The 25,869-nt window shown below is 41.9% G+C and carries 22 protein-coding genes; 7 read left to right on the top strand and 15 right to left on the bottom strand.

Annotation, left to right across the window (positions count from 1 at the left end):
• Window positions 1-28 precede the first annotated feature (28 nt).
• On the top strand, window positions 29-802 hold the full coding sequence (locus KF820_07645) for a metallophosphoesterase (protein MBX3458211.1): 774 nt from the start codon (window positions 29-31) through the stop codon (window positions 800-802).
• A gap of 203 nt (window positions 803-1,005) precedes the next feature.
• The gene (locus KF820_07640; GenBank protein ID MBX3458210.1) at window positions 1,006-1,980 is read left to right on the top strand and encodes a hypothetical protein; all 975 of its coding nucleotides are present in this window, start codon (window positions 1,006-1,008) and stop codon (window positions 1,978-1,980) included.
• Between the two features lie 42 nt (window positions 1,981-2,022).
• Here KF820_07640 and KF820_07635 read toward each other — a convergent pair whose 3' ends face one another.
• The 4 genes from KF820_07635 to KF820_07620 are packed head-to-tail and all read right to left on the bottom strand — an operon-like array spanning window position 2,023 to window position 6,283.
• Window positions 2,023-4,083: a hypothetical protein gene (locus tag KF820_07635; GenBank protein ID MBX3458209.1), complete on the bottom strand. Its 2,061-nt coding sequence runs from the start codon at window positions 4,081-4,083 to the stop codon at window positions 2,023-2,025.
• Window positions 4,076-5,278, bottom strand: coding sequence for a SpoIIE family protein phosphatase (locus KF820_07630; protein MBX3458208.1), 1,203 nt, complete (start codon window positions 5,276-5,278; stop codon window positions 4,076-4,078). The genes KF820_07635 and KF820_07630 overlap by 8 nt, the downstream gene beginning before the upstream one ends.
• A 9-nt stretch (window positions 5,279-5,287) precedes the next feature.
• Window positions 5,288-5,944: a hypothetical protein gene (locus tag KF820_07625; GenBank protein MBX3458207.1), complete on the bottom strand. Its 657-nt coding sequence runs from the start codon at window positions 5,942-5,944 to the stop codon at window positions 5,288-5,290.
• Window positions 5,945-5,980: 36 nt separating this feature from the next.
• Complete coding sequence (locus KF820_07620) at window positions 5,981-6,283, bottom strand: STAS domain-containing protein (protein MBX3458206.1); 303 nt, start codon at window positions 6,281-6,283, stop codon at window positions 5,981-5,983.
• A 92-nt stretch (window positions 6,284-6,375) separates the two neighbouring features.
• Between KF820_07620 and KF820_07615 the strand changes: the two genes are divergently transcribed.
• The 3 genes from KF820_07615 (at window position 6,376) to putA (ending at window position 10,596) form a co-directional block, all read left to right on the top strand.
• Complete coding sequence (locus KF820_07615; protein MBX3458205.1) at window positions 6,376-7,161, top strand: hypothetical protein; 786 nt, start codon at window positions 6,376-6,378, stop codon at window positions 7,159-7,161.
• Between the two features lie 56 nt (window positions 7,162-7,217).
• On the top strand, window positions 7,218-7,388 hold the full coding sequence (locus KF820_07610) for a hypothetical protein (GenBank protein ID MBX3458204.1): 171 nt from the start codon (window positions 7,218-7,220) through the stop codon (window positions 7,386-7,388).
• A gap of 112 nt (window positions 7,389-7,500) precedes the next feature.
• The gene (gene putA, locus KF820_07605) at window positions 7,501-10,596 is read left to right on the top strand and encodes a bifunctional proline dehydrogenase/L-glutamate gamma-semialdehyde dehydrogenase PutA (GenBank protein MBX3458203.1); all 3,096 of its coding nucleotides are present in this window, start codon (window positions 7,501-7,503) and stop codon (window positions 10,594-10,596) included.
• Between the two features lie 477 nt (window positions 10,597-11,073).
• Here the strand turns inward: putA and KF820_07600 are convergent, their stop codons facing one another.
• The 4 genes from KF820_07600 to acs all read right to left on the bottom strand — a co-directional run bounded on the left by KF820_07600 (window position 11,074) and on the right by acs (window position 15,725).
• The gene (locus tag KF820_07600) at window positions 11,074-11,730 is read right to left on the bottom strand and encodes a hypothetical protein (protein MBX3458202.1); all 657 of its coding nucleotides are present in this window, start codon (window positions 11,728-11,730) and stop codon (window positions 11,074-11,076) included.
• Window positions 11,731-12,060: 330 nt separating this feature from the next.
• Entirely contained in the window at window positions 12,061-12,654 is a 594-nt protein-coding gene (gene plsY, locus KF820_07595) for a glycerol-3-phosphate 1-O-acyltransferase PlsY (GenBank protein ID MBX3458201.1), read from the bottom strand.
• Complete coding sequence (locus tag KF820_07590; protein MBX3458200.1) at window positions 12,654-13,736, bottom strand: ATP-dependent 6-phosphofructokinase; 1,083 nt, start codon at window positions 13,734-13,736, stop codon at window positions 12,654-12,656. Before KF820_07590 ends, plsY begins: the two co-directional genes overlap by 1 nt.
• 99 nt (window positions 13,737-13,835) lie before the next feature.
• Window positions 13,836-15,725 carry an acetate--CoA ligase gene (gene acs / locus KF820_07585; GenBank protein ID MBX3458199.1) on the bottom strand — a complete coding sequence of 630 codons (1,890 nt, stop codon included), beginning with the start codon at window positions 15,723-15,725 and terminating at the stop codon, window positions 13,836-13,838.
• Window positions 15,726-15,974: 249 nt separating this feature from the next.
• On the opposite strand from acs, the gene KF820_07580 reads away from it, so the two are divergent.
• Together KF820_07580 and KF820_07575 are read left to right on the top strand one after the other, a co-directional pair.
• The gene (locus KF820_07580) at window positions 15,975-16,862 is read left to right on the top strand and encodes a heme o synthase (protein MBX3458198.1); all 888 of its coding nucleotides are present in this window, start codon (window positions 15,975-15,977) and stop codon (window positions 16,860-16,862) included.
• 117 nt (window positions 16,863-16,979) lie between these two features.
• Window positions 16,980-17,513 carry a cytochrome c oxidase assembly protein gene (locus tag KF820_07575; protein ID MBX3458197.1) on the top strand — a complete coding sequence of 178 codons (534 nt, stop codon included), beginning with the start codon at window positions 16,980-16,982 and terminating at the stop codon, window positions 17,511-17,513.
• A 45-nt stretch (window positions 17,514-17,558) separates the two neighbouring features.
• Here the strand turns inward: KF820_07575 and KF820_07570 are convergent, their stop codons facing one another.
• The 7 genes from KF820_07570 to rseP all read right to left on the bottom strand — a co-directional run bounded on the left by KF820_07570 (window position 17,559) and on the right by rseP (window position 25,746).
• Window positions 17,559-18,227, bottom strand: a complete 669-nt coding sequence (locus tag KF820_07570; GenBank protein ID MBX3458196.1) for an ABC transporter ATP-binding protein — start codon at window positions 18,225-18,227, stop codon at window positions 17,559-17,561.
• Window positions 18,224-19,465: a lipoprotein-releasing ABC transporter permease subunit gene (locus KF820_07565; GenBank protein ID MBX3458195.1), complete on the bottom strand. Its 1,242-nt coding sequence runs from the start codon at window positions 19,463-19,465 to the stop codon at window positions 18,224-18,226. The genes KF820_07570 and KF820_07565 overlap by 4 nt, the downstream gene beginning before the upstream one ends.
• Window positions 19,466-19,596: 131 nt before the next feature.
• Complete coding sequence (locus KF820_07560; protein ID MBX3458194.1) at window positions 19,597-20,076, bottom strand: hypothetical protein; 480 nt, start codon at window positions 20,074-20,076, stop codon at window positions 19,597-19,599.
• A 208-nt stretch (window positions 20,077-20,284) separates the two neighbouring features.
• Window positions 20,285-21,634 (bottom strand): signal recognition particle protein, encoded by a 1,350-nt coding sequence (ffh, locus tag KF820_07555; protein MBX3458193.1) that lies wholly within the window; start codon window positions 21,632-21,634, stop codon window positions 20,285-20,287.
• Window positions 21,635-21,694: 60 nt separating this feature from the next.
• Window positions 21,695-22,270 carry a hypothetical protein gene (locus KF820_07550; protein ID MBX3458192.1) on the bottom strand — a complete coding sequence of 192 codons (576 nt, stop codon included), beginning with the start codon at window positions 22,268-22,270 and terminating at the stop codon, window positions 21,695-21,697.
• A 44-nt stretch (window positions 22,271-22,314) separates the two neighbouring features.
• Window positions 22,315-24,594, bottom strand: a complete 2,280-nt coding sequence (gene bamA / locus KF820_07545) for an outer membrane protein assembly factor BamA (GenBank protein ID MBX3458191.1) — start codon at window positions 24,592-24,594, stop codon at window positions 22,315-22,317.
• A 27-nt stretch (window positions 24,595-24,621) separates the two neighbouring features.
• On the bottom strand, window positions 24,622-25,746 hold the full coding sequence (gene rseP / locus KF820_07540; protein ID MBX3458190.1) for an RIP metalloprotease RseP: 1,125 nt from the start codon (window positions 25,744-25,746) through the stop codon (window positions 24,622-24,624).
• Window positions 25,747-25,869 lie beyond the last annotated feature (123 nt).

Below are 25,869 nucleotides of genomic sequence, written 5' to 3'. Positions count from 1 at the left end.
CAATCTAGCATACTCTAGAAGGTAAAAAATGAGCTTTGTAATAAATGATCCTGAAATTGACAAACGTCATGAGACTGGTTCTTTTGACATCATTGGTGATGTTCATGGCTGCTATGATGAGTTAATCGCCTTACTCAAAAAACTCGGTTATATGGTTGATATATCAAAAAATAAAATATCCCACCCTAATAATCGACGGCTCATTTTTGTCGGCGACTTGGTCGATCGTGGCCCAAAATCCCCCGAAGTATTGCGATTGGTAACGAACGCTGTTTCAGGCAAAACAGCCTTCTGTGTTTGCGGGAATCATGACGATAAACTCAAGCGCAAGCTCAAAGGAAATAATGTTCAACTAAAACACGGACTGTTAGAAACGATACAGCAACTTGAAAATGAACCCGACGTTTTTAAGTCTGATATCATTGCGTTTATCGATAGCCTTGCTCCCTATTATCTATTAGACCATGGAAAATTAGTTGTCGTTCATGCCGGGATCCGAGAAGATTTTTTTGGAAAACTTTCCCCAAAAATTCGAGCCTATTGTCTTTATGGCCCAACAACAGGAGAGTTTGACTCAACAGGCCTACCTATTCGCTATCCTTGGGCTAATGACTATCATGGAGACCCCTTAATTGTTTATGGGCACTCAGTTGTTGACGAACCTCTGTGGGTTAACAATACAATCAACATTGATACAGGCTGTGTCTTTGGCGGTAAGCTCACAGCTCTGCGTTATCCCGAGCTTGAAATCATCAGTATTCAGGCAAAACAAATGTATTATGTATACCATAATTCAATATAAGAAGAGAAAGATTTCCACACCAAAATTATTAAGGTGGCTTGCAAACGGTGGATCCCAAAACATCTCATCTAAGAGGAAGAGATGATTCTTACGCCAAACTCACGTTAAATTATATTAATTATTAGGATATCGTTTAAACAATCTCTCCTTCTTGATTACTTTTTCTGATTAAGTCTAAACTAAAATAAAAAGGGGGAATAATTATGTTTGTTACGTTAATAGTCCTGATGAATGTTCTTTTTGCATCTGATATAGAAGATCAAATAGAAGTTGCAGCCTCGTCTTCCCAATCTCAGGAAGTTGAAGTCGTCTATCACACACTTTCTGAACTTTTAACTGACCTGAGGAAAACTCAGCGCCAAGCATTAAATCGCCCATCCTCGCAAGATGAAGACTCTGACGGTTGCTGCTGCGCCCCTGCACAAAGCTGTCATACTTGTTGTTGTAACGAATTGAAGGTTGTTACACGCATCTTTTGGACCGTTGCGGCCAATACAACATGGACCATCACAGCTTTATCTGACTATGTCCGCCGATCCATGATCCCCCTTGCAGCCTTAGGGCAATATGATAAAAACACACGAGAAAAACTATTAACATGGATCGGTATATTGCAGGTTATATCGGAAACCTGTGAAACCATCCATGATTTCAGTTCAGAACGCTTAACGGCCCGTGAAAGAAAATTAATGGCAATGCATGAGCAACGAAAAAGAGAAAAAGAATACGCCCGAACAAAAGCACTGAGAAAATGTACAGATGGAACATTATCAAAGTTAGGCCTAGAACAAGGTAAAATTTCCGGACTCCAGGCAAGACAGTTAAGGAAATTATATGAACCAACATCTCATGCTCTGACGGCAGTCGAAGAAGAACTTGCCGATGAAATGGACCTTACCGGATGTGAGAGATGGTATAACAAAACAAGACAGTGCTTTTGGAAAAAAAGCTACCCCGTTTTCTGGGTTCTAGGGATTGGGTTATCTATGGCGCAAATGCTTGTTATTGCCACTGATTTGGTCAAGTCTGAAGACCTCCTTGCCTTATCCATATTGATTATTTCAGTTGAAGCATTGCAATACTTTAGCAAAAGGATGAAGCATATTGGTCAGGATGAAACCTATCAAACAACAAAACTCAGAAAAGATTACAGTCTGGATGAAGATAGTATTGTATAGCCAAGCCCAATAACTTGAACAAATTCAACCGGAACAACTATATTAGTGAGTCTGCATTGATCGGATCATATCCTGTAAAGCGGTATTGAGTTTCGCGGATGTCAATGGGGCAGACACAATGTGATCAAAATTTGACAAATCCATTCCCGGAACATCCTCGCGAGAAATCCCCAAAATAGGGATTGGAATTCGCCCTTGCATCGCCGCCTTAATAAGTGCGGGGGAAAAATCCCCGTGCAAATCATTATTTTCGGGAAGTGAAATCAGAATCGCATCGTAATTTTTCTGCAAGATACGATCAGCCGCAACCGCAACATTACTGACTGTTTCAATTTGACTTCCATGTCGTTCAAGTAAGTTGTAAGCCATTGATCCTTCGGGTGCATCCTCTTCAACTAAAAGAATATCAAGCTTATGGCCATGGATTGGCTGAGGGTTAACAATCGGAACTTCTATAAGAGAGCTCATTGATGCCTCGTGTACCCCATTCGCCTTTGTAATCGATTCAACATCCAATTGGAACCAGAACATACTTCCTTGTCCCAGTTTACTTTCAATCCCAACTTTTGCCCCCAAAAGTGAAACAATGTTTTTCACAATACTAAGTCCAAGACCAGCCCCATCCTGCCCACGGCTTTTACTACCGTCGACTTGGAAGAAATCTTGGAATAGTGTTTCTTTGATCCCATCCGGAATACCAATCCCCGTATCGGCAACTTGGATAATAAGGTCATATTTATTATGGCCAAGATCCGTTCCCCCGACATTGATTTTAACAGAACCAACTTTTGTAAATTTCAGGGCGTTAGTGACTAAGTGTAATAAGACTTGTCGGATTCGAATCGCATCAGATCGAATTGTTAGGGGGACACTCTCATCAAAATTAATCTCAAACTTAATTTTCTTTTGGATACTAATCGGATATAACAAACCATGAACTTCAGCAACCATTTCGCGCAAATTAAATGTACTAAAGACAGTACTAACCTCTCCGCTCTCAAGTTTACTGAACTCCAAAATATTATCGACTAGTTTTAATAAGGACTCTGTTGAATATTGCATTGTATTAACATATTCCGTTTGGATCTCATTCAACTCGGTATCCTTCAGCAAGGTAATCATCCCCATAATACCATTCATAGGCGTTTTTATTTCATGGCTCATCATCGATAAAAATTTTGTCTTTGCCTCGCTTGACGCATCAGATTTTTCTTTGGCCTTTTGCAACGCTTTTGCTGACGAAGAAAGTTCTTCCAAGATTTGCGTATAGCCAATATTAGCTGAGACGATTTTTCGAGTAACCATAAAACCAATCATGATGAGAACAAGAATGACGACAAATCCCATCGGCATTAAAATCTTTAATACCCCACTAGCACTATCACTGGCTGACCAAACAAGATAGGAGATGACTGTATCTTTTTGTTTCAGTGCAATTGACGGATGATTCCCAACACTAAAAGCACCAACATCTGTGACCAAATGGATTGAGGTAATCGAATAGTCTTTAGAAAGCTGCTCGAGATAATCCTTTGATATTGGTTTAGCAATAACGAGAAGTCCACCAACAGAGGACTGATCAGGTAAAGCAATTTTACTAACGCTCACCATAAAAACATTATTCCCATTCTTAGCAAAGTAGCTACGAGAGGCAGACTTGCCTGCCGTGTCCTTAAAGAGCATAATTTGCTCACTGACAAATGAAGGCGCTGTTTTACCAACAGTCCCTAAGTCATCGTAAGTTGAATATAGAGTTGAATAATTTGTATCATTTTTGTAAAGACCAACATACGGAATCGTAAAATCACGTTTTAAGTCTTCGGCTATATTAGCGTCTACCCACTTTTTATCAAAGTTGGTCACAACATGATCATATGTTTGTTCCCACATACCATAGGACTCAACAATACTCGCCATCTTTTTTTGCTCAGTGATAATCGCCCCATTAATTGCTGAGGAAGATGACTCAATAGCAGTATTATATATGGTGACATAGCTATAATATGCTGTAAAAAACAGCGCCACAAAACTGATAAAGAAACCGACAAGAAAATAACTAAAGATATCTTTGAAAAATATTTTACTTCTAGAAAACTTAGCCATAAATAATCTCCGTCCGTTGCTTTAGAGAAATTTCAATTAAAGTTAGATCATCAGAAAATACAGTTTCCCCCGACTCGAGAATCTTTTTTTTAGCAAAACCAATCATGCTTGCCCCTTCCATATTCCGGACTAACTCGGGCAAATCGTCGGGAAGAAAAGACATATTTGGAATATTCCCTTCTTCTTCCCACATCAAATCACTGTAAAGGACGATACTATCCCCTGCCTTTATTGGCATGCTTCGCATTTCATAATTTGCATCCTTGGATATCCCCAATGGCATCCCCGTACCATCACCAAGGTTAAAGGATTGTTCATTGGGGTGGTAGATAATAGGATGCGGAGCACTCGCCGAAAGATAATCAAACTGCATACGGTTTAGATCAATCACACCAACCAAAAATGTACAAAAATGACCGATACGAACCATCTCGACAACTCTTTGGTTAATAAAATGAATCAGGGTAACCGGATCTTTTAGCCTGTTTTTATTTTCATTAATGAGCGTATATAGTCGTTGAGTATAGAGTGACGCCCCAATCCCTTTACCTGAAAAATCACAAATCCAAACCATAATGCGACCTTCATCAAGCTCACATAATCCCCATATGTCACCGCTCAGGAATCTCGACGGGATATAAATTGAATTAATGCAAATGCCGTATTTGTCTTCCAAAGACGCAATTAAATCACCAGACGGTAGCAAAGATTTCTGTAATTCGAGGGCCTTAGATACTTCCTGATCAGCTGTTTTTTGATAATTTCCTAATTCTTTCAACAAATAACTGTTTTCAAGATGAACTTTTACTCTGGCTAAAAGCTCTAATCTATTGATGGGTTTGGTGATAATATCTGTCGCCCCATACATCCAAGCGTCAGCCCGTTCCTCCGGATCAGAAATAGCGGTCTGAACTAAAATTGGTAATTGCTTTAACTCGTCGTTTGCTCGGACAGTTTTAATCACGTCCATGCCATTCATATTAGGCATTAAAAGATCTAAGATCATTAAATCAACGTCTTTATCTTCTAATTTAGCCATCGCATCAAGACCATCAACAGCAAACTCAATATTGCTATATCCTGCACTTTTCAAAAAGCCTGAGATTATTTCGCGATTGATTGCCGCATCATCGACAACCAATATTTTATTATCTATTATTGATTTTTGAATCGGATTTTCATGGTTATAATACATGTTCTCTCGCTAACTCAAAAAATACAAACGTATAACTTTTCCGGTTGAATCAATCACAACTTTATCCGTCAAATTAAGAATTAAATTAATGCCACGAAATTTATCTTGTGAAGGCGTTTCCGGCCAAACAATAGGAACGCCCTCAACGTAAATTGATACCTCGAGGGCACTGGGGTACTTTGCTAAACAGATCCCCATATAACGATCTGCATAAGTCGGATTTTGTAGTTTTTCTTCAATTTTCTTGAAAAATTCAATAGGACGAACACCTTTAACCGAATCTAAATCTAAGCTACTCCACAAAAAAGCATTAGCATATGCTTCCTGTGAAGCTGTAAGAATTTGATCTTTCAAAACAGGATGATAATTATTACAATCCAGCACATGATTTAATATGTCGACAAATTCTATGGCATAAATATCGCTATTTTTAAAACAAAAAGCCATTTGAGCGGGAACTTTTTTACTCAGGATTTCCTGAAAGACAGGTTTAGATAAATTTTTACGAGAGTCAGTAAAAATTGATTTTCCGTCATTAAGACAAGAGATTATGCGATCAGAGCTTACTGGTGACCGTAATATTGCTATCTTTAAATCATTGCTCAAGAAATTTTTCTTTGAATTGTCCACAACTTGACGTGGCAACACAGCATCACGCTTGACCATTGTCCCCCCCGCACCGATAATAGCTAAATCAACAGATTATTCGACACGGAACAAACTTCCAAAGTGGCCCAGATCAAGCATTTTCTTGACTTGTCCTTGAGCGCCTCTTAGAGTAACTTCGCCATCTTGCATCCGCATTTTATCACGGGCAATCAACAACATCCCTAATCCGGCAGAATCAATAAACTCTAGATCACCCAAATTCATTTGACACTCACGGGATTTGTTTTCTGTAAATAACTCTGTCAATTCACGGAACTGGCTATAATCAGCAAAGGTTAAACGCCCCTTTAGATCAATAACAACAGCATCACCAACTGTTTTGCAAGTGTAGTTCATAATTTCCTCTTGAAACAACGATTTGTTATGTTACAATTATGAGTCAGGTATTATTAATATAAAGTTAAGTTGAATAATAATTAGGAAAAATAATGAAAACAATCTTCTCCATATTGACAATGATACTTTTCGCGCATAGCAGCGAAGAATCCTCAACAAGTCCAATAACCGTTACCTCAAACTGTCCGGGAACAACAAATATTGTCATATTTGGCTTGTCTCCGGAAAACCCTTTTATAATTGATAATGTGATAGATACCGGAGCCTGCTCAAAGACATCACAGGAATCACCGGCAGCGACCTATACATCAAAACCCATCCAAGATGATTTTATTTATCTAAGTATTGAACACAATGATAATCATCTCGTCTCTCAACCCATGACACGTCATGCTGATTTTTCTATCATGGGCAATGGAGATTTTGTGTGTCATTTTAAGCCAAGCAATATTGATGTCCCAGAGTGGGTCTTGGATAGGATCCAAGTCATCCCTTACGACTGGAAAAGCTATGTCGAAATGGTAAAGTTAAATTGGCTAGATGCACAAGAATGGGCAAAACAAAGTAACGTTTCAACCGAGGATATCGCTGCAAAATATCCAGCAGCTATGTATCCTAATCCACTTCAATACAGAGAAAGAACAGCTTTAGAAGATTTATTCCCTAGTTGCTTACACGTAATACTCCGAGAGCCCGACGTAAGGTTTTCCATTTCTTCTAGCGAAAACTATTATCCGCCTATGTCACTTAACTGGCATAACATTCAAAATTATTGGATGAAGAAATACCCCGAGTTTAAGGCATACCCGACTGAGAAAGACATTCAAACAGCGGAGAAAGAATTAATTTCTCTGGGTTACCCTGTTTATATTCACTAAATGATTGCTCTTGATATATTTGTGGTCATCCCCATTTCTGCATTAAGGAGATAAAGATGACCACAAAGTATATCACGATCCACCGCCTTAAAATAACATCAACTAATATCTTAAAAGCTATGAAAAATGGCCATCTAAGTTGTTTTAATCCATACCAATTGTCCATGGATAAATTCATCATTCGCGATATAGACTGGCATTTATTCCTGTTTAAATCAGCTAATTAATACCCCAAAAGTCACTTTATTGTTTACCAAAGATGCAATAAACAATCCCCCTATCAGACGCCATTACTTCATGATATCCTAGTTATTATTATAGCTTCTAAAGGATCAACGCATGACGTCATCCCTTCAACAAAAACTAAATTCATTTTATCGCATAGCTGAAAATGATATTGTTCCCCAACTTTTAGTAAAAACTGCCCCTATCGAAACTGATTCACCGACAATTAGGTCAACAGCTGAAAAATTGGTTTCAGGCGTACGATCCCAAAAACTAAAAGCTATAAGCATTGAAAATTTTCTACAAACCTATGACTTGGGCAGCCAAGAAGGTTTGGCATTAATGTGCTTAGCCGAAGCCTATCTCCGCGTCCCGGATCTAGACACACAAACAGCCTTAATTAAAGACAAAGTTGGTTCTGTGGATTGGGCGCAGAACATTGGCAAGGCAAACTCACTTTTAGTTAATTTAGCAACCCTTGGTCTTTCAACAACGGATTCTGTCTTGCATTGGGGACTTGATAAAAATGGGTTTACAGCCGCAATTGGATCAGTCACACGAAAACTATCAGAGCCTGTTATTAGAACTGCAGTTGGTCAAGCCATGAAGATCCTTGGACATCAATTTGTCCTTGGGGAATCGATTAACGATGCCCTTAAAAAAGCTGCTTCTGCTGAACGGCGTGGCTATCGCCACTCTTATGATATGCTTGGTGAAGGCGCAAAAACCGCTGCAGATGCGGAACGTTATTTTCAATCCTATCAAGCAGCACTCGAAGCGATTGCAACCTGTCGCAATGGCCACGATATTTATGGCCAGCCCAGCATTTCGGTCAAATTATCTGCGATCCATCCCCGTTATGAGCTATTACAAAAAGATCGCGTCTTTGCTGAACTCTACCCCAAGGTTTTAGCCCTTTGTTTGGCAGCTAAAAAACATGATATTGCCCTAACTATTGATGCAGAAGAATCAGATCGTCTTGAGATTTCACTCGAAATCATAGATAAACTTTCCCAAGAACCAGAACTTAAGGAATGGAATGGATTAGGTTTAGCTGTCCAAGCCTACCAAAAGCGAGCTTATGCCGTTATTGAATACTTAATTGATCTGGGAAAAACCCATAACCGTCGCCTCTGTGTCCGGCTAGTCAAAGGTGCCTACTGGGATATGGAAATCAAGAAGACACAAGAACGTGGTCTCAGTGACTACCCTGTCTTTACGCGTAAGGTCAATACAGATGTATCTTATTTTGCCTGTGCTGACCTCATGTTAAAACACACGAAAGAAATCTATCCGCAATTTGCCACCCACAATGCCTATACAGCTGCTGCTATTATGCAACTAGCAAAAAAATACAATGCAGATTTTGAATTCCAACGGTTACATGGCATGGGAGAAAAACTTTATGCACAAATCGTCAACCAAGGAATTCCTTGTCGCATCTACGCACCTGTTGGCGAACATAAAGATTTGTTGGCCTATTTAGTTCGGCGTCTATTGGAAAACGGGGCAAACAGTTCTTTTGTCAATAAAATTCATGACCCTGCCACACCTATCGAGGAACTTTTAATGGATCCACTAACACAAGCAAAAAATCATGATGCCCATCACAATGATGCCATTCCTTATCCAAAAGACATGCTACAACCATCACGGGTAAATTCACGAGGGTTCGACTTAGGTGATTCGGTTGTCGTCGCTGCCCTTGAAGAGTATGTAGCGAAGTTTGCCAATACCCTGCCTTTAACGAATTCAATAACCCCTGCTGGAGGTAAAGTTATAAAGATCAATGATCCTGCTAATCCGGAGCAAGACGTTTCGATCACCCCGCAACTCAACGAACAAGACCTCAAAAACTGTCTGGATCTAGCAAGTGCCGCTTACCCTTCATGGAGCAAAACAACACCTTCGTTCAGAGCAAAGATTCTAGAAACACTCGCAAAAAAGCTTGATGAAAACTACGAAGAACTTATGGCTATCTTAATTTATGAGGGCGGAAAAACTTATGCAGACACTATCGCAGAAATTCGCGAAGCCATCGATTTCTGTACGTACTATGCCAATCAAGCTCGTTCCTTGATGGGAATGGCCATCCCCTTACCGGGACCAACGGGAGAGCGCAACGAATTATCTCTCCATGGCCGAGGTGTTGTTGCTTGTATTAGCCCGTGGAACTTCCCGCTTGCTATTTTCTTAGGGCAAATTGCGGCCGCGCTGGTAACAGGTAATACAGTCCTAGCGAAACCTGCCCAACAAACACCAACTATTGCCCGCCGAGCCATTGAACTTGCCTATGAGGCAGGTGTCCCTCGAGATGTTTTGCATTATTGTCCATCATCCGGCAAAACTGTCGGAGACATTGTTCTAACAGATTCCCGTATTGCCGGCGTAGCCTTTACAGGATCGACGGATGTCGCGTGGACAATCAACCAAACCTTGGCGGCACGACGTAGCGCAATCACTCCGCTTATCGCCGAAACAGGGGGAATTAATGCGATGATCGTTGACTCCTCTGCTCTAACCGAACAGGTCGTTAGTGATATTATCATTTCAGCATTTCAAAGTGCAGGACAACGCTGTTCTGCTCTTAGATTACTCTTTCTCCAAGACGATATTGCCGATAAAACCATCGAAATGCTCAAAGGTGCCGTGGCTGAACTTAAACTGGGACATACATCTCAAGCATCCTCTGATATTGGTTGTGTTATTGACGCGAATGCTCAAAAGGAACTGCAAGATCATGTCGATTGGCTCAAAGATAATGCTCAACTTTTAATTGAAGCAAAACTTCCCCCATCAAAAGGATCATTTTTTGCCCCTCAAGCTTGGTTGCTTTCTGATGCCTCTCAATTAAATAAAGAGGTTTTTGGTCCTATAGTGCATATCGTTAGATTCAAAGCCAACGAACTCGCCAATGTTATCGACACCATTAATAATAAAGGGTTCGGTTTAACCCTTGGATTACATAGTCGGATCGAAGAAACGGTAGATTTTGTCAGACAACATGCGCATGTCGGTAACTTCTACGTCAATCGCAGCATGATTGGTGCTGTCGTTGGTGTCCAACCTTTTGGTGGAGAAGGACTATCCGGCACAGGACCAAAAGCCGGTGGCCCGCACTATCTTTTGCGTTTTGTCCATGAAAGAACATTCACCCAAGACACCACAGCCGCCGGTGGCAATGCGACCTTGTTGGCGAGTGTGGGATAATACCCCGTCCTTCACCACAGGATACTTTCTGAGAATTGAGCCTAAGTTGTTCAAGTTGGTATTGATACAAGTTAAATGAAAGTTAAATGAGAAGCAAAGCCTAGGTTGACTAGGTGAGCGACGAATTTCGCTGTATCAATGCCCAATGGAGTGACTATAGCTAAGTAATTTTAATTCGGCTACCACAATAAGGAACGAAGTGTACACTAAGTACGTGAGTGACACTGTTTTGCATAGCCGATTTATAAAGAATCGGCTATATACGTCGAACCTTATCATCATTCATAACGTCCAACTCACATTATATAACGTCAGTTCGATATAAGAAACGCCAGGCACGTTCGTCATCTCCGGCTAGCAAAGCTTAGTTTTCGTCAGAAAACCTTAGCTTTGCTTGATTGGAGAGATGGAGCCATAGACCCTATTACGTCGAACTCACCTTAAATAGGGGGATCTATTATTGAGTTCACATCATATTTACTGAGTTTTCTTTTTCGTAAATGCGTATATACGCATTTCCATTCTGCCTGTGTCAAGATCTATCTCACCAAATCCATCGGTTGAATCAATTATTCTCTCATTAAATAGACCTGATTCTCTGTTGGCATTGACAAGGTTCCTTAACATCCAAACATCAGAATGTGCATAAAAAACACCATCATCTTTTAGTAACTTATAGATGGCTTGTAGCGTGGTGTTACAGTTTGAAATTTCATTCCCTGCTGAATCCGACAACCCTGCAACATAATATTCCCATATCATAACATCCATACTTTTTGGGGCTAAGCCAGAATTCTCAACCATCTCATTAATGATAATATCGGCGTCATCCGAGATATATCCAAATTTTTTCCCCTCACTTATTCCTTCACTATCTGGCTCAATAATAGTCATTCTTTCATCAATATCGCCTATGATATTTTTTAAGAAACTTACTTCGTGCCCGGTAGCAGCACCTACAAAAGCAATTTTTTTCCTCAGAAAATCACCATGATTTTCCTGAAAATCATTGACGATTTTTTCAGTCATACTGTGGCGTTCCCTATGTGCATACGCCAAATATTCAGCAGAAAAATAACCTTCAAGCACGTCAGCACCATGAACACTATCTAAACATAAACAGTTGATGATCATACTAAACACTAAAATCCAATTTCTCATTACGAATACCTTTCTATCAATTTAAATATACATTGCTCCTTAGTGAAAAATCAGCAAGAGCACCTATCAAGGGTTATAGGAAGATATTAAAAATGATCAAGCTTTTATACTCAACTTAACTAAAGATATAGAATTCTCCCTGCGCATCTTTGGTCTCATTTTTTCAATTCGCCTCCTCAAAGAGGGCCTACTACTATTATCGTCAGCGAATTGTGAAAGTCGCCACAAATCTGCTGGGTATAATCCCAAACCTTCAACTAAGATGAGTATATTTTTACAGTTTGCAAATACCATCAAAAGCGATTAACGACTGTCATTGCCAATCAGGCTTTCCTCGCCCTTCATAATGCGACGAATATTATCACGGTGAGTCCAACAGATCAGGACGTACAGTGCAATACAAAGAATTGTTGATTCAATGGAAATACTGACAATGACGGTATAGATGGGCGCCATGAAAAGAGCGATCAGCGCCGACAAGGATGAGATTCTAAACAGTTTGGCAACGACAATCCATGTAACTAAAACCATAGCACCTAAAATTGGATTTAGGGCAAAATATACCCCAAGAGCCGTTGCAACACCCTTGCCGCCTTTAAACATCAACCAAACAGGGAAAATATGAGCCGCCACAACAATAAAACCCGTGATCGCAACATCAACATTTGATAAATCAAAATACCGCGCCATCATGACAGCAGCGATGCCTTTGCCGGCATCCGCTAGCAAAGTCCCAACCGCGAGCAGTTTACTGCCTGTCCGCAAAACATTTGTCGTCCCAATATTGCCAGACCCAATATCACGAATATCACCCTTTCCGGCTAATCTCACGAATAATAACCCAAAGGGGATTGACCCTAAAATATAGGAAATAGCAAAGATAAGAGTGTTTGGCATCAATTATCCCCTAAACAAATACCAAGACCACGAGCTGTTGTAACCAAAACATCATCAATAGACAAAGCCTGATATCCCTCAATAGCATCTGCAATCGGCACGTCAACTACACGACGATTTTGCCAAGCAACCATTCGATCTGTCTTGCCTTCGGCAATCAAATCAACAGCATGAACGCCAAAAGCAGATGCAATAATCCGGTCAAGTGCATTGGGTTGCCCTCCTCGTTGGATGTGCCCCAAAGACGTAACACGGACATCAGCACCAATACGTTCAGCGATTTTATCACCAATATAATGGCCAATCCCCCCATAACGAATGCGTTCAAATTTTTGAGAGACAATGACAGGTTCACCGTTTTCATCTTTAACAGCCTCGGCAACAATCACTAAGGCAAAATTTCTACCTTGTGTCTCTGCCAAAGAGCGAATTTTAGCGCAAATATTATCAATCCGATAGGATATTTCAGGAACAAGAATAACATCGGCACCCCCAGCAATCCCAGCAGCCATTGCAATATGCCCAGCATCACGCCCCATCACTTCAAGGATCATAACCCGTTGATGACTCGCTGCTGTTGGCTGTAAATGATCCAAAGCTACCATAGCAACTTCAACCGCCGTAGAATAGCCAATCGCATTTTCCGTGAGCCCTAAATCATTATCAATAGTCTTGGGGATAGCCACAAGATCAAATTCCCCTTTGTCGGCCAGTCGCTTAAGGATATCAAGGCTACCATCACCACCAATCCCAATCAGAGCGTCTAAGCCTAGCTCACGATAGCCATCGATAAACTCCTGAGAACGATCTATAGCACCATCTGTCGTTGGAAATGCAAACGGATTAGCTTTATTGGTTGTCCCAAGGCGCGTACCGCCACTGCGCAACATTGCCGTATCACACATTTCACGAGTAAGCTTTGTATATTGCAACGGACGATTAATCAGACCCGTTGTTCCATTGGTAATACCGTAAACATCCCAGCCATATTCCTCAATGGCTCGATAAACAATAGCGCGAACTGCGGCATTCAACCCTGCACAATCACCACCACTTGTTAAAACACCAATTTTTTTTGTCAATTTTACCTCGGTGAACTAAAGACACTTGGATATAATCATACCGCATTTTCTAATTCTCTTCCAAGATGAAATATGATCAACTTCGTTTTACATAAATAGTCAAATTTTTCCCTTGATTAAATCCTCAACCACTGTCGGATCAAGCAGGGTTGACAAGTCGCCCAGACTATCAGTCTCACCGGCTGCAATCTTCCTCAAGATTCGACGCATGACTTTACCGGATCGTGTCTTTGGCAAATGACCTGCAAATTGCACCTTGTCTAAGCTTGCAATTGCCCCAACACACTTGCGAACCCAATCATTAATCTGCTTGTCTGTAACTGGGTCGTTACAATGAGGGTCCAATACCACATACGCATAAATGCCCTGCCCTTTAATTTCATGAGGAAACCCCACAACTGCTGACTCGACAATCGCAGGATGTTCATCAAGAACCGCCTCAATTTCTGCTGTCCCGATACGGTGTCCTGACACATTAATCACATCATCAACACGACCTGTAATCCAGTAATATCCATCCTTATCCCTGTGGCAACCATCCCCTGTGAAATACGTTCCAGGATAGGTTGAAAAATAAGTCTCAATAAATCGCGAATGATTTTGATACAGTGTCCGAGCTTGCCCCGGCCATGGACGTTTAATGACGAGATTGCCTGATCCTTCCCCCTTAATCTCTTGTCCTTCGGCATTGACAAGTGCTGGCTCAACCCCATAAAACGGAAATGTTGCCGACCCTGGTTTTAGAGATGTTACACCCGCCAACGGTGTAATCATGAGACCACCCGTTTCAGTCTGCCACCACGTATCAACAATCGGACAACGTCCCAAACCAACTTTATCGAAATACCATTGCCACGATGCAGGATCAATAGGCTCCCCCACACTTCCCAAGACTTTCAGACTTGTACGCTTTGTTGTGTGAAGATAATCATCTCCTGCCCGAATCAATGATCGGATCGCCGTGGGCGCTGTATAGAAATGCGTTACTTTGTGTTTATCCACAACTTGCCAAAACCGATCTGACTCTGGATAATTAGGGACTCCCTCGAACATTAATGTCGTACACCCATTACTTAAGGCACCATAAACCACATAGGAATGCCCTGTGATCCAACCGATATCCGCCGTGCACCAAAAGATTGAATCAGATTCTGGTGCAAACACATGATCAAAAGTCATATTTGCATGGAGTAAATACCCCCCGGTCGTATGAAGGACCCCCTTAGGTTTCCCCGTCGATCCGGACGTATACAGAACAAACAATGGATCCTCGGATGCCATGTCTTCGGCAGGACAATATGAACTAGCCGTCTGCATTAAGTCATGATACCAACGATCACGTTCCCCCCAAGAAACAGCATCACCCGTTCGCTGCACCACAATCACACGTTGAACACATTCTGTACCAGAGAAGGTCATTGCTTGATCCACACTATCCTTCAAAGGAATAACTTTACCGCCACGAAGGCTAACGTTTGAGGTGACAACAATTTTTGCCTGGCAATCTTCGATCCGGCTCGCCAAGGATTCAGGCGAAAAACCACCAAACACAACTGAATGCACAGCACCAATTCGAGTGCAAGCCAGCATGGCTACAGCAGCCTCGGGGATCATCGGCAAATACAAAACAACCCTGTCTCCCTTTTGTATTCCTTGATTTTTCAGGACATGAGCAAACTTACAGACTTGTTCATACAGCTCTTTGAATGAAAGTGTCTTAGATTCTGTGGGATTATCCCCCTCCCAGATAATCGCTGGCCTATCGGACAAATGACGATCCAAGCAGTTGACACTGACATTAAGGGCTCCGCCAACAAACCAATTTAAATGATGGTTCTGGGGATCAAATGATGCATCCATAGCCTTTGAATAGGGCTGAGACCAAGTCAAGCGCTTACCTTCTTCGAACCAAAAAGATTCGGGATTCTCTAGAGATCTCTTATAATTACCTAGATATTCCGTATGATTCTGAGCGCGCGAAATTGGCATGAGCCCCTCCGTATTTAATTTTACAGCAACTATCAGAAATAAGTCATACGGATGGATTCAAGGACGAGGCTACGCAAGTTTACATTAGTAAGTGCGTAAAGCCGATGTTCCGCAGAATTCGCCGCAGGACCATTTCTGATAGTTGATATTATTTCTGCACAATTTTAGGAAACTTGCAAGCGTTCACCCTTGCTGAGAAAGCGAACATCTGCTACAAATTTAGGTAAAGCCATCCTATGAATAAGATCGATGCAAACTATTGCCGAACATTTACAAGAATCAGAACGACTTGAAGATTATGTTTCCTTGCTAAAACCTCGCGTTATGTCTTTGGTCATATTCACGGCCGCCTGCGGTTTATTAATGGCTCAAAGCCAGCAACATTGGTTCTTATCTATCCTTGCCATCGTTTGTATTTCACTGGGGGCCGGTGCATCCGGCGCCCTTAATATGTGGTATGATCGAGACATTGATGCGGTCATGTCCCGCACCAAAAACCGCCCCCTGCCTGACAATCGCCTTAATCCAGAAAATGCTTTATCTTTTGGCATAATCACATCCATTTTATCTGTTCTAACTATGGGAGTCGCCGTTAATTGGATCGCCGCAGGATGGTTAGCCTTTACCATTTTCTTTTATGCTGTCATCTATACCATGTGGCTAAAACGCTCGACTCCGCAAAACATCGTCATTGGTGGAGCCGCCGGCGCCTTACCCCCTGTCGTTGGTTGGGCAGCAACAACGGGAACAACACCTATTGAGGCATGGCTCCTGTTTGCCATCATCTTTTTCTGGACTCCCCCCCATTTCTGGGCATTGTCTCTTCATAAAAACCAAGACTATGTTGAGGCAAAAGTACCCATGATGCCGATCATAGCAGGTGTTCAGTCAACCAAAAGACAAATCATTTTGTATACCGTTATTACGGTTGCGTTAACTCTCTTACCTGTCTATATGGAACAAGCCTCACTTATTTATGGTGCAGTCGCCAGCATGTTAGGGCTTATCTTTTTAGGGTTGACGGTTCAGGTTTATCGCGCCAAAGATACGGTTATTGCGATGCGACTATTTGCCTATTCCATTGCTTATTTATTTTTCATATTCTTAAGTCTAACACTAGATACACTTCTGAGGTAACTATGGATTCTAATCTTCGCAAACGCAATAAAGCTATGTTAGTTACTCTATTAACCCTGTCAATTGTGTTTTATATCGTCGCGTTCATTCGTTATCCCGGTTTGAATTAGGGAATTAATGAACTCCACCCCTTCGAATAAACGCAATAACCTTGGAATTATACTCGCCTTTCTGGCTTTTGGTATGCTGGGACTTGCCTTTGCCTCAGTCCCACTCTACAAGATGTTTTGTCAAGTCACAGGATTCGGTGGCACAACCAAAAAAGCCGTAGCCCCATCTCCCGGGGCCAGAGATCGTCAAATCACCGTCAGATTTAATGCCAATATTGACCCAAAGCTCCCTTGGACCTTTCGCCCTAAGCAGCTCAAGATCAAGGTTAATATTGGGCAAAATGCTATGGCCTTTTATGAATCCTATAACACAGCCTCAATACCAATCACAGGGATGGCAATCTATAACGTTACCCCAGATAAAGCAGGAAAATATTTCTTGAAGGTTGCCTGCTTTTGTTTTGATGAGCAAACCCTACAACCCCGCCAACGGGTTGACATGCCGGTTATGTTCTATATTGACCCCGAATTTGCCGATGACCCTGCCATGAACGATGTTCAGACAATAACCTTGTCTTATACGTTCTATCGATTTGATTGATAGTATGATATGGGCTATGAAGTTTTATTAATGTCGTCTGCTTTCTCAGATTAACTTCCCCGCTTTGATCTCGATAATTCGATCCATGCGTTTAGCTAAATCTGGGTTGTGCGTGGCAATCAAAGCTGACATCCCTGTATCGCGCACCAACTGCATCATCTCAGCAAAAACCACGTCAGATGTGGCATAATCCAAATTCCCTGTTGGCTCATCCGCCAATAAAATCTTAGGGGAATTAGCTAAAGCTCGCGCAATAGCGACTCGCTGCTGCTCACCGCCCGATAATTTTTTTGGGCGATGATCAACACGGTGAGACAGCCCCAATTTCGTCAATAAGTCACGGGCTCTGACTTCAGCATCTCCTATTGAAACACCCCCGATAAGTTGGGGCATCATCACATTTTCAAGAGCGGAAAACTCGGGCAATAGATGATGAAATTGATAGACAAACCCTACATATTGATTACGTAACGCTGTCCGCTCATCCTCGCTCATACCAGCAGTATCTCGCCCTGACATAATGACTTGCCCTGTAGTTGGCGGCTCGAGAAGCCCTGCAATCTGAAGCAAGGTCGATTTCCCTGCCCCACTATGTCCAACTAATGCCACGATTTCACCGGGGTTGATATCAAATGAAATGCCATGCAAGATTTGCAATACTTCATCCCCTTGTTGAAAGCTGCGGGTAATTTCTTTAATAGATAGAGTCGTCATTGACGTAAAGCCTCCACTGGATCCAAACGGGCCGCCCGCCAAGATGGATAAATTGTCGATAGGAATGTTAGAATCAAAGCAACAGAAACTGTAACAATTACATCAAAAGAATCAATCTTGCACGGTAACTGTGTCAGAAAATAAATCTCTTCATTAAAAAGGTTCGCGCCGGTCAATGACTGTAAGAATTGACGGATTGATTCAATATTGATAGCAAAAGCCAACCCCAAAGTAACACCCAAAGCCGTCCCAACAACACCAAGTGTTGAGCCCGTTAAAAAGAATACACGCATCATGCTGCTTTGGCTGGCCCCCATGGTCCGCAGAATCGCAATATCACGGGTTTTGTCTTTAACGAGCATAATAAGACTAGATAGGATATTAAAGGCAGCAATCAAAATAATCAGCGTCAAAATAATAAACATAACATTACGTTCGACTTCCACTGCCTGAAATAAGCTATTGTTGGAATTCTGCCAATTGAACAGATGGAACTGATCGCCCAAGGTATTGTGAATATTGTACGTAATTTTGCCAACTTCATCGGGATTATTCACGTAAACCTCAAGATTGGTCACGCCATCCCCCATGCGAAAGAAACTCTGCGCGGCTTCTAATGGCATAAAGATCACAGCCGAGTCATACTGATGAACACCTGCTTTAAAAACGGCCGAGATCAAAAAGGACTTTTGACGCGGTAATGTGCCAAATGCCGACGAGGTTCCTTGGGGACTCATCAGGCTAACCCGATCCCCAACGCGCAACCCCAGAATCCGAGCCAACGATTGACCGATTGCAATGGTATCTGTTTTAACGCCATCATCGTCAAAGGAACCCAGTTGGTCCAAGGACCCCGCCGTGATGTTTTGCTTAATAAAATCCCGTTTTTTCAGATCATCAATACGCATGCCGTGAACCTCGACACCCCGTGCCTGGCCCTGGTAGAGCAACATCGCTTGTCGATTAACTTCGGGATAAGCATGGATAACCCCTGATACTTGATGCACTTTATCAGCCGTTGTATCAAAGTCATCAAAAGATCGATCAATGGCCGTAATATCAATATGTCCGTTCATGCCAATGATGCGTTCCAACAGTTCCTGACGAAACCCGTTCATCACGGACATCACAATAATGAGTGTTGCAACACCCAAAGCAATCCCGATAAAGGAAAACCAAGCAATAACAGAAACAAATCCCTCTTGTTTAGAGGATCTTAGATACCGAAAAGCGAGCAACCGCTCAAATGTGGAAAACATCTTGGAATATACCATCACATAATTTTATCTCATTGTACCCCAAATTGATAAAATTATGAACGGATAAAATCCCTCCGACATAAAGAGGAGGGATTGAATTTATAGCACAATTACTGCCGCGCAAAATGTATTAATTGGAACGCGTAGGGATTAAGAGCCTCACGTAATTCAAATAATGGTCTCGGATGGAGACCTGGTTCTGCTCCTATTGGATTTGCCACCCAAGCTTCCCATTCAGCAGTTTCTGCTGCCCTTACGATCGCTTCTTCCTGAGCAAAATAACCCTGATTTTGCATAAAAATAAAAATATCATGAATCAGTGAAGAAAGAAGAGAATACGGGTTGTAGGCAGCTGGGTCAAGCGTAAGATTTATGGCATAATGCTGACAATCAAAGACAACGCGACTCAATAGATCGTCAAGACGAGGTTCCTGTTGCCTTTGCTCAACAACAAACATCTCAAAATTTTCCCCTATGTCCAGTAAGACTTGGCCATTTTCGATCCTAGCCTCTCGATTTTCTGCCGCAACAGGATTAATTGTCATGAGAAAGCTGCCCAATACGAGCATCATTTTTATTTTTTTATTCATTTTCACAACCTTTTTTATTATAAAGAAGGCATTATACCATCCTCCTAACCAATAATACTATTGTTTCAATTTTTTGAAATTTTACAGATAAAGTCGAGAAGATTTGCGAGAAAATGTGTGAAAATAAAAATTAAGGTTAACTCAATGCAAGAACCACTTCTTCCACAAGGAGTAGAGATGATTATAATCTCAAACTGATTTATAGTTACTACCGCCCAAAGAGTCCTTTAAGGCCACCGCGCATCATGCCGGCCTTGCCCATTTTCCCCAGACGCTTCATCATGGTTTGCATCTGATCGAATTGCTTCATCAGGCGGTTTACTTCGTGAACTTCGGTTCCTGATCCCATGGCAATCCGTTTACGACGGGATCCATTCAAAAGTTTGGGAAAGCGACGTTCTTTTTTTGTCATCGATCGGATAATAGCGATCTGGCGTTTGATCACGCTGTCATCCATGCCGACCTCGGCCATCTTATCTTTGATTTTACCAACCCCCGGCAACATATTCATGATGCCACTCATGCCACCCATCTTCATCATGCTGAGCAGTTGCTTTTCCATATCATTCAGATCAAAGGAGCCTTTTTGCATTTTCTCGGCCATTTTAGCGGCCTCTTCTTGATCAACAACCTCGGATGCACGCTCAACTAAACTTAGGATATCGCCCATATCCAGGATACGGCCAGCGATTCTCTCAGGATGGAATGGCTCAAGCTGATCCAGCTTTTCCCCCATCCCCATAAATTTAATCGGACAACCAGTAACAGATCGCATGGACAATGCCGCACCACCACGGGCATCACCATCCAAACGCGTCAGAATAATACCAGTCACACCGACTTTTTCATTAAATTCACGAGCAATCGTCACCGCATCTTGCCCGGTCATGGCATCGGCAACCAAAAAAGTTTCGATTGGATTGGAAATTTGACGAATAGCAACAACTTCGTTCATCAAGTCATCATCAATGTGAAGTCGCCCAGCCGTATCGAGCAAGACAACATCAACGCTTTTATCCTTTGCAGTTTTCAGGGCGCGCTTGGTGATCGCTTCCGGTTTTTCCCCATCAACAATCGGCAATGTATCAACAGAGAGTTGTTTACCTAATGTTTCAAGCTGAAGTTGCGCTGCAGGACGATAAACGTCTAAGGACGCCATCATCACTTTTTTATTGAGCTTTTCTTTCAAAAATTTGGCAAGCTTACCTGTGGATGTGGTTTTACCAGACCCTTGGAGACCAACCATCAAAATCACAGCAGGTGGCGTTGTGGATAGATTAATTTCTTCTGCAGTTGTCCCCAACATTTCAATCAAATGGTCGTTCACAATTTTCACAACCATCTGCCCTGGGGTTACACTTTTAATGACATCCTGCCCGATCGCTTTTTCTTTGACGCCATCAACAAACTGCTTAACGACAGGCAAGGCAACGTCTGCCTCTAATAAAGCAATACGAACCTCACGCAAAGCCGCTGTGACATCAGCCTCAGTCAAAGAACCGCGACTGCGCAGCTTATCAAGAACACCTGTTAAACGTTTAGATAAAGATTGGAACATTAAGGTCACCGCTATGATTAACTTAGGGTTATTCTAACGGTTGTCTCCCTTTGAATGCAACTAATCCTTTTTCTCCTCAGCAATCAGCCCCCGATAAAAGGAAGCTATTCCTGTATACCCCCTATCAGTTAGCTCAGAAAAAAAACGAGAACCAGACCAATCGTAACCCCGCTGTAATGCAAGTGCAAACAGGATAACGAATGGGTAAGCTGCTATATTTGAATATAGTTTACCCACGCCTGTTGCAACAGTACCTGTGACAAGGGACATGTCATGAACCCAAGAGGGGTTAAACGCCCTAAGATCCAATAAATTCATTAATTGATAAACAGCAACCGTAGCTATAAATAGAAATACATCTCCCCCCTTACCCGTCTCTATAGTCACAGCCATTGTCCCAATTAATGCCATGGTAACAAAGGTGCCTTGAAGGAAAATTATATCTTGCTGCGATAATGTTCTGCGGTGTTGATCAAAAATATCCGTCGGCATAAGAGGAGCTAAGATTAAAGTTTGTCCATCAGTTTCAGAAACAGAGCCCAGTTGTGTCAGTTTGTTTGAATCTTTTACGGAGGTTTCTTCAGCAATAACGCCAAATGAAAACAGTGATAAAACGAGTATTTTACTAAAATTCATCGTATCAACCTCTAAAAAAGGCCTCTTGCAAGAGGCCTTTCAAATTAAAACCGTGAAGAAACACCAAAGAAAATTCGTTGAACTTCATCGTCTTTTTGTTTTCTAACCGGAATTGAATAGTCAATCCGAAGCGGACCAAACGGTGAATTCCAAGACAAACCAACACCGACAGAAGCACGCATCTTATTGCTACTAATTCTGTCTGTTGCGATTTGTGTCGCTGGTACTTTCAAGGCACATCCCCACAAACTCCCAAAGTCTGTGAAAACCGCTCCCTTAACACCAAATTCATTCGGAAGCCCAATCGGGAACATCGTTTCCAAGGTACCTACCCAGTAACGTGCGCCACCAATTGACTCCTTCGTCTTTGCATCACGCGGTCCCATACCACCAAACTCAAATCCACGGAAGCTATCACCCCCTAAGAAAACTTGGTCAGCCACACGCAGTTTTTTACCTGCCCGCAAAACATGACCGGCTGTAATGCGCGCATTCATAACAACTTCATCCAATGGAGAATAGAAGTAGGACGCACCTAAAGCATTCTTCAAATACCCGATATCCCCACCAACTCCGGCAAATGAGTTGCTTAAGGTCACGGTATAACCAGCAGTTGGCTCGCGGCGGCTATTGCGACGATCATAACCAATCGAATGGCCAATCGCCGAGTTCACATTGCCGCCTTTCATATTTTGGATATACACAGATGAGGTAGCCGGAACATCGCTAATATCATCTTTTTGGATTGTATAACTCCAGTTTTGGAACCAGTTATCCGTTAGTTTATAACCAACATGAGTTCTCGCACCGGTATTCTTTTCCGTAAAGGCAGAGATCCGTTTGGATCGAACATGGAACAGATCAGCCCCAGCTTCTAAGTTATACCCCATAAAATACGGATCTGTAATACCAACGTCAAATTCTTGACGACGGCTAGCCAACGTAAAGTCAGAATGGATTGTCCGCCCTGTCCCCATAAAGTTGCGTTCAGCAAAGTGAATGTTACCCAACGCACGGTCTAGGGTAGAGAACCCAATCGCCAAACCAAGCTCACCCGTTGGCTGCTCTTCCACTGTAATAATTAACTTTGCTTTATCCGGTGCAGAGCCAGACTCAGCTGTAACGTCAACTTTTTTAAAGTAACCAAGGTCATTCAAGTTTTGCTCAGCACGCTTTACAAAGGTTGTGTTATAGGCATCCCCTTCTTGCAAGCGAATCTCTCGGCGAATAACTTCGTCACGGGTTCGATCATTTCCACGAATGTCAATACGTTCAATATAAACGCGCGGTCCTTCGGAAATTTCATAGGTGATATCAACTGTTTTTGCCGCATTATTCTTAGAGATAATTGGCTCAACCTGAGCAAAGGCAAATCCTTGAACACCAACAGCTTCGGTAATCGATTGAATAGTTTTTTCAATCATTTTACGAGAGAACCAATCACCTTCAGCATAGGAAACTAATCCTTGCAATTTAGAACCATCAACTTTAGAAATTTTTGATTTAATTTCAACTTTACCAAAGGAATAACGCGGACCTTCTTCTAAAGTGAATGTCAAGAATAAGTCTTTTTGATCAGGGCTTAATTCGGAGACCGCATTAATCAAACGAAAATCGGGATAACCGCTGTCATAATAATATTCACGAAGGAGTTGTTGGTCGGCAATAAAGCGATCCGGATCATACGTATCATCGGACGCAAAGAAACGGTACCAACGGGTTTGCTTGGTCAGCAATGCTTTTTCTAAATGCGAGGATGAAATATGCCGGTTACCAATAAAGTTGACCTTGCGAACATAGGTAACGTCGCCTTCATTGATTTCAAAAACCAAATCAACACGGTTATCACTTTGCTTAATAACCTTAGGCACAACCGTGGCATTATATCGACCCATCCGTCGGTAGATGTCCAGAATACGTTGTTGCGCACTTTGAATTTTTGTTCGAGAAAGAACTTCACGCGGGCGCAGCTGAACTTCTTCTTTCAGCTTATCATCTTTAAGCTTGCTGTTTCCTTCGAATGCAATCTGATTAATAATCGCATTTTCAATCACGTCAATAACCAAGGCATCACCTTGACGGTTGATTTGAACGTCAGAAAAATACCCGGTGGCATATAAATCTTTTAATGCTAAATCCAAATCACCTTGATCATAGGCTTTCCCCGCCTTGATCGGAATATAGGACAAGACTGTTGCGGATTCGATACGTTTGTTTCCTTGAACACGTATAGACTTTGCAACATCCGCCCATGCCTCAGACGGAACGAATCCAGTTACCCCTAACAATAGGGCCATACTTAGTATTTTTTGTTTGGAGATCATAACCCTCTACCCCTTTTTTACCCGAAATCAATTAAATAAATTAATAACCCACGCAATAATTTTAAATCGCGATAAATCATTCCACGTCGCTACTGCCATTAACGTTAAGACAATCAACAATCCCGCCGTATAGGCAATTTCCTGAGCCTTTTCACTAACAGGGCGACCAATAAGCCCTTCTATAGAATAAAAAACAATGTGTCCACCATCTAAGACCGGAATCGGAAGCAAATTAATCAAACCTAGATTTATAGAGAGCAACGCTGTCAAAAGAATAAACGAAATCCAGCCTTGTGAGGCACTTTTCTTGGCCATATCACCAATACTCAAGATACCACCCAACTCACCCGAAGACCGATTCCCCATGAGCATTTGCCCCAAAGACTTTAACGTCATGACAGACATATCCCAACAATACTCCACAGCAAGCCAAGCTGATTCAAAAATTCCAACAGCCTTGTACAACGGTTTATCTGGCAGAAATGGCGTGATACCCAATGATTTTGTCGCTTTGCCGTCATGTTCCATTTTCCCGTCGAGATGGACTGTTTTCTGATCACGCTCAACATCAATTTGAATGGTTTTCCCTATCAATGTCGGTAAAGTAAATCTCAGATCATCAAAGCTCTCAACAGATTTTCCATTCAATGATACAATTTTATCATTGGCCTTGAGCCCTAAATCCTGAGCAACACTTTGCTCAACAACGGTTCCAACAATCGGCTCGATGACAGGCACACCTTTAACCATATATAAACCGGCCAAAATAACTATTGCCAGCAAATAGTTTGCAGCCGGTCCGGCTGCAACCACAGCAATACGCTGCCCGACGCGCTTACCTTGTAGGGTTAGTGCTTTTTGCTCAGCCGTCATTGCTTGAGTTGCATCTGCGTCCGGTTTACTGGCAGCATCCGCATCACCGTACATCTTAACATATCCGCCCAACGGGATTAGGCTAAATTTCCAACGGGTATCGGCTTTATCTGTCCAACCAAACAACTCAGGACCAAATCCGATTGAAAAAACCTCAATTTTAACACCATTCCACCGAGCAACTAGATAGTGCCCCAATTCATGGATAAAAACTAAAATTGTTAGTAAAACAAGAAAAGGCCATAGATTATGGACCATAGACAGGAGTGTTTCGACCATCACATCTTCAATCGTTAACAAATCATTAAAACAAATCTATCGCATATTATCTAATTAGGGAAGAGAAGAAAAACGCCCCATTCAATTAATCTTTGATTTTTTCCGGTAACTATTACGCGAGAT

This window comes from Candidatus Paracaedibacteraceae bacterium (assembly GCA_019636055.1).
GTDB lineage: Bacteria > Pseudomonadota > Alphaproteobacteria > Paracaedibacterales > Paracaedibacteraceae > Paracaedibacter.
The sequence above is the reverse complement of the archived record's forward strand: the minus strand, read 5'-3'. Positions and strand labels throughout refer to the sequence as shown.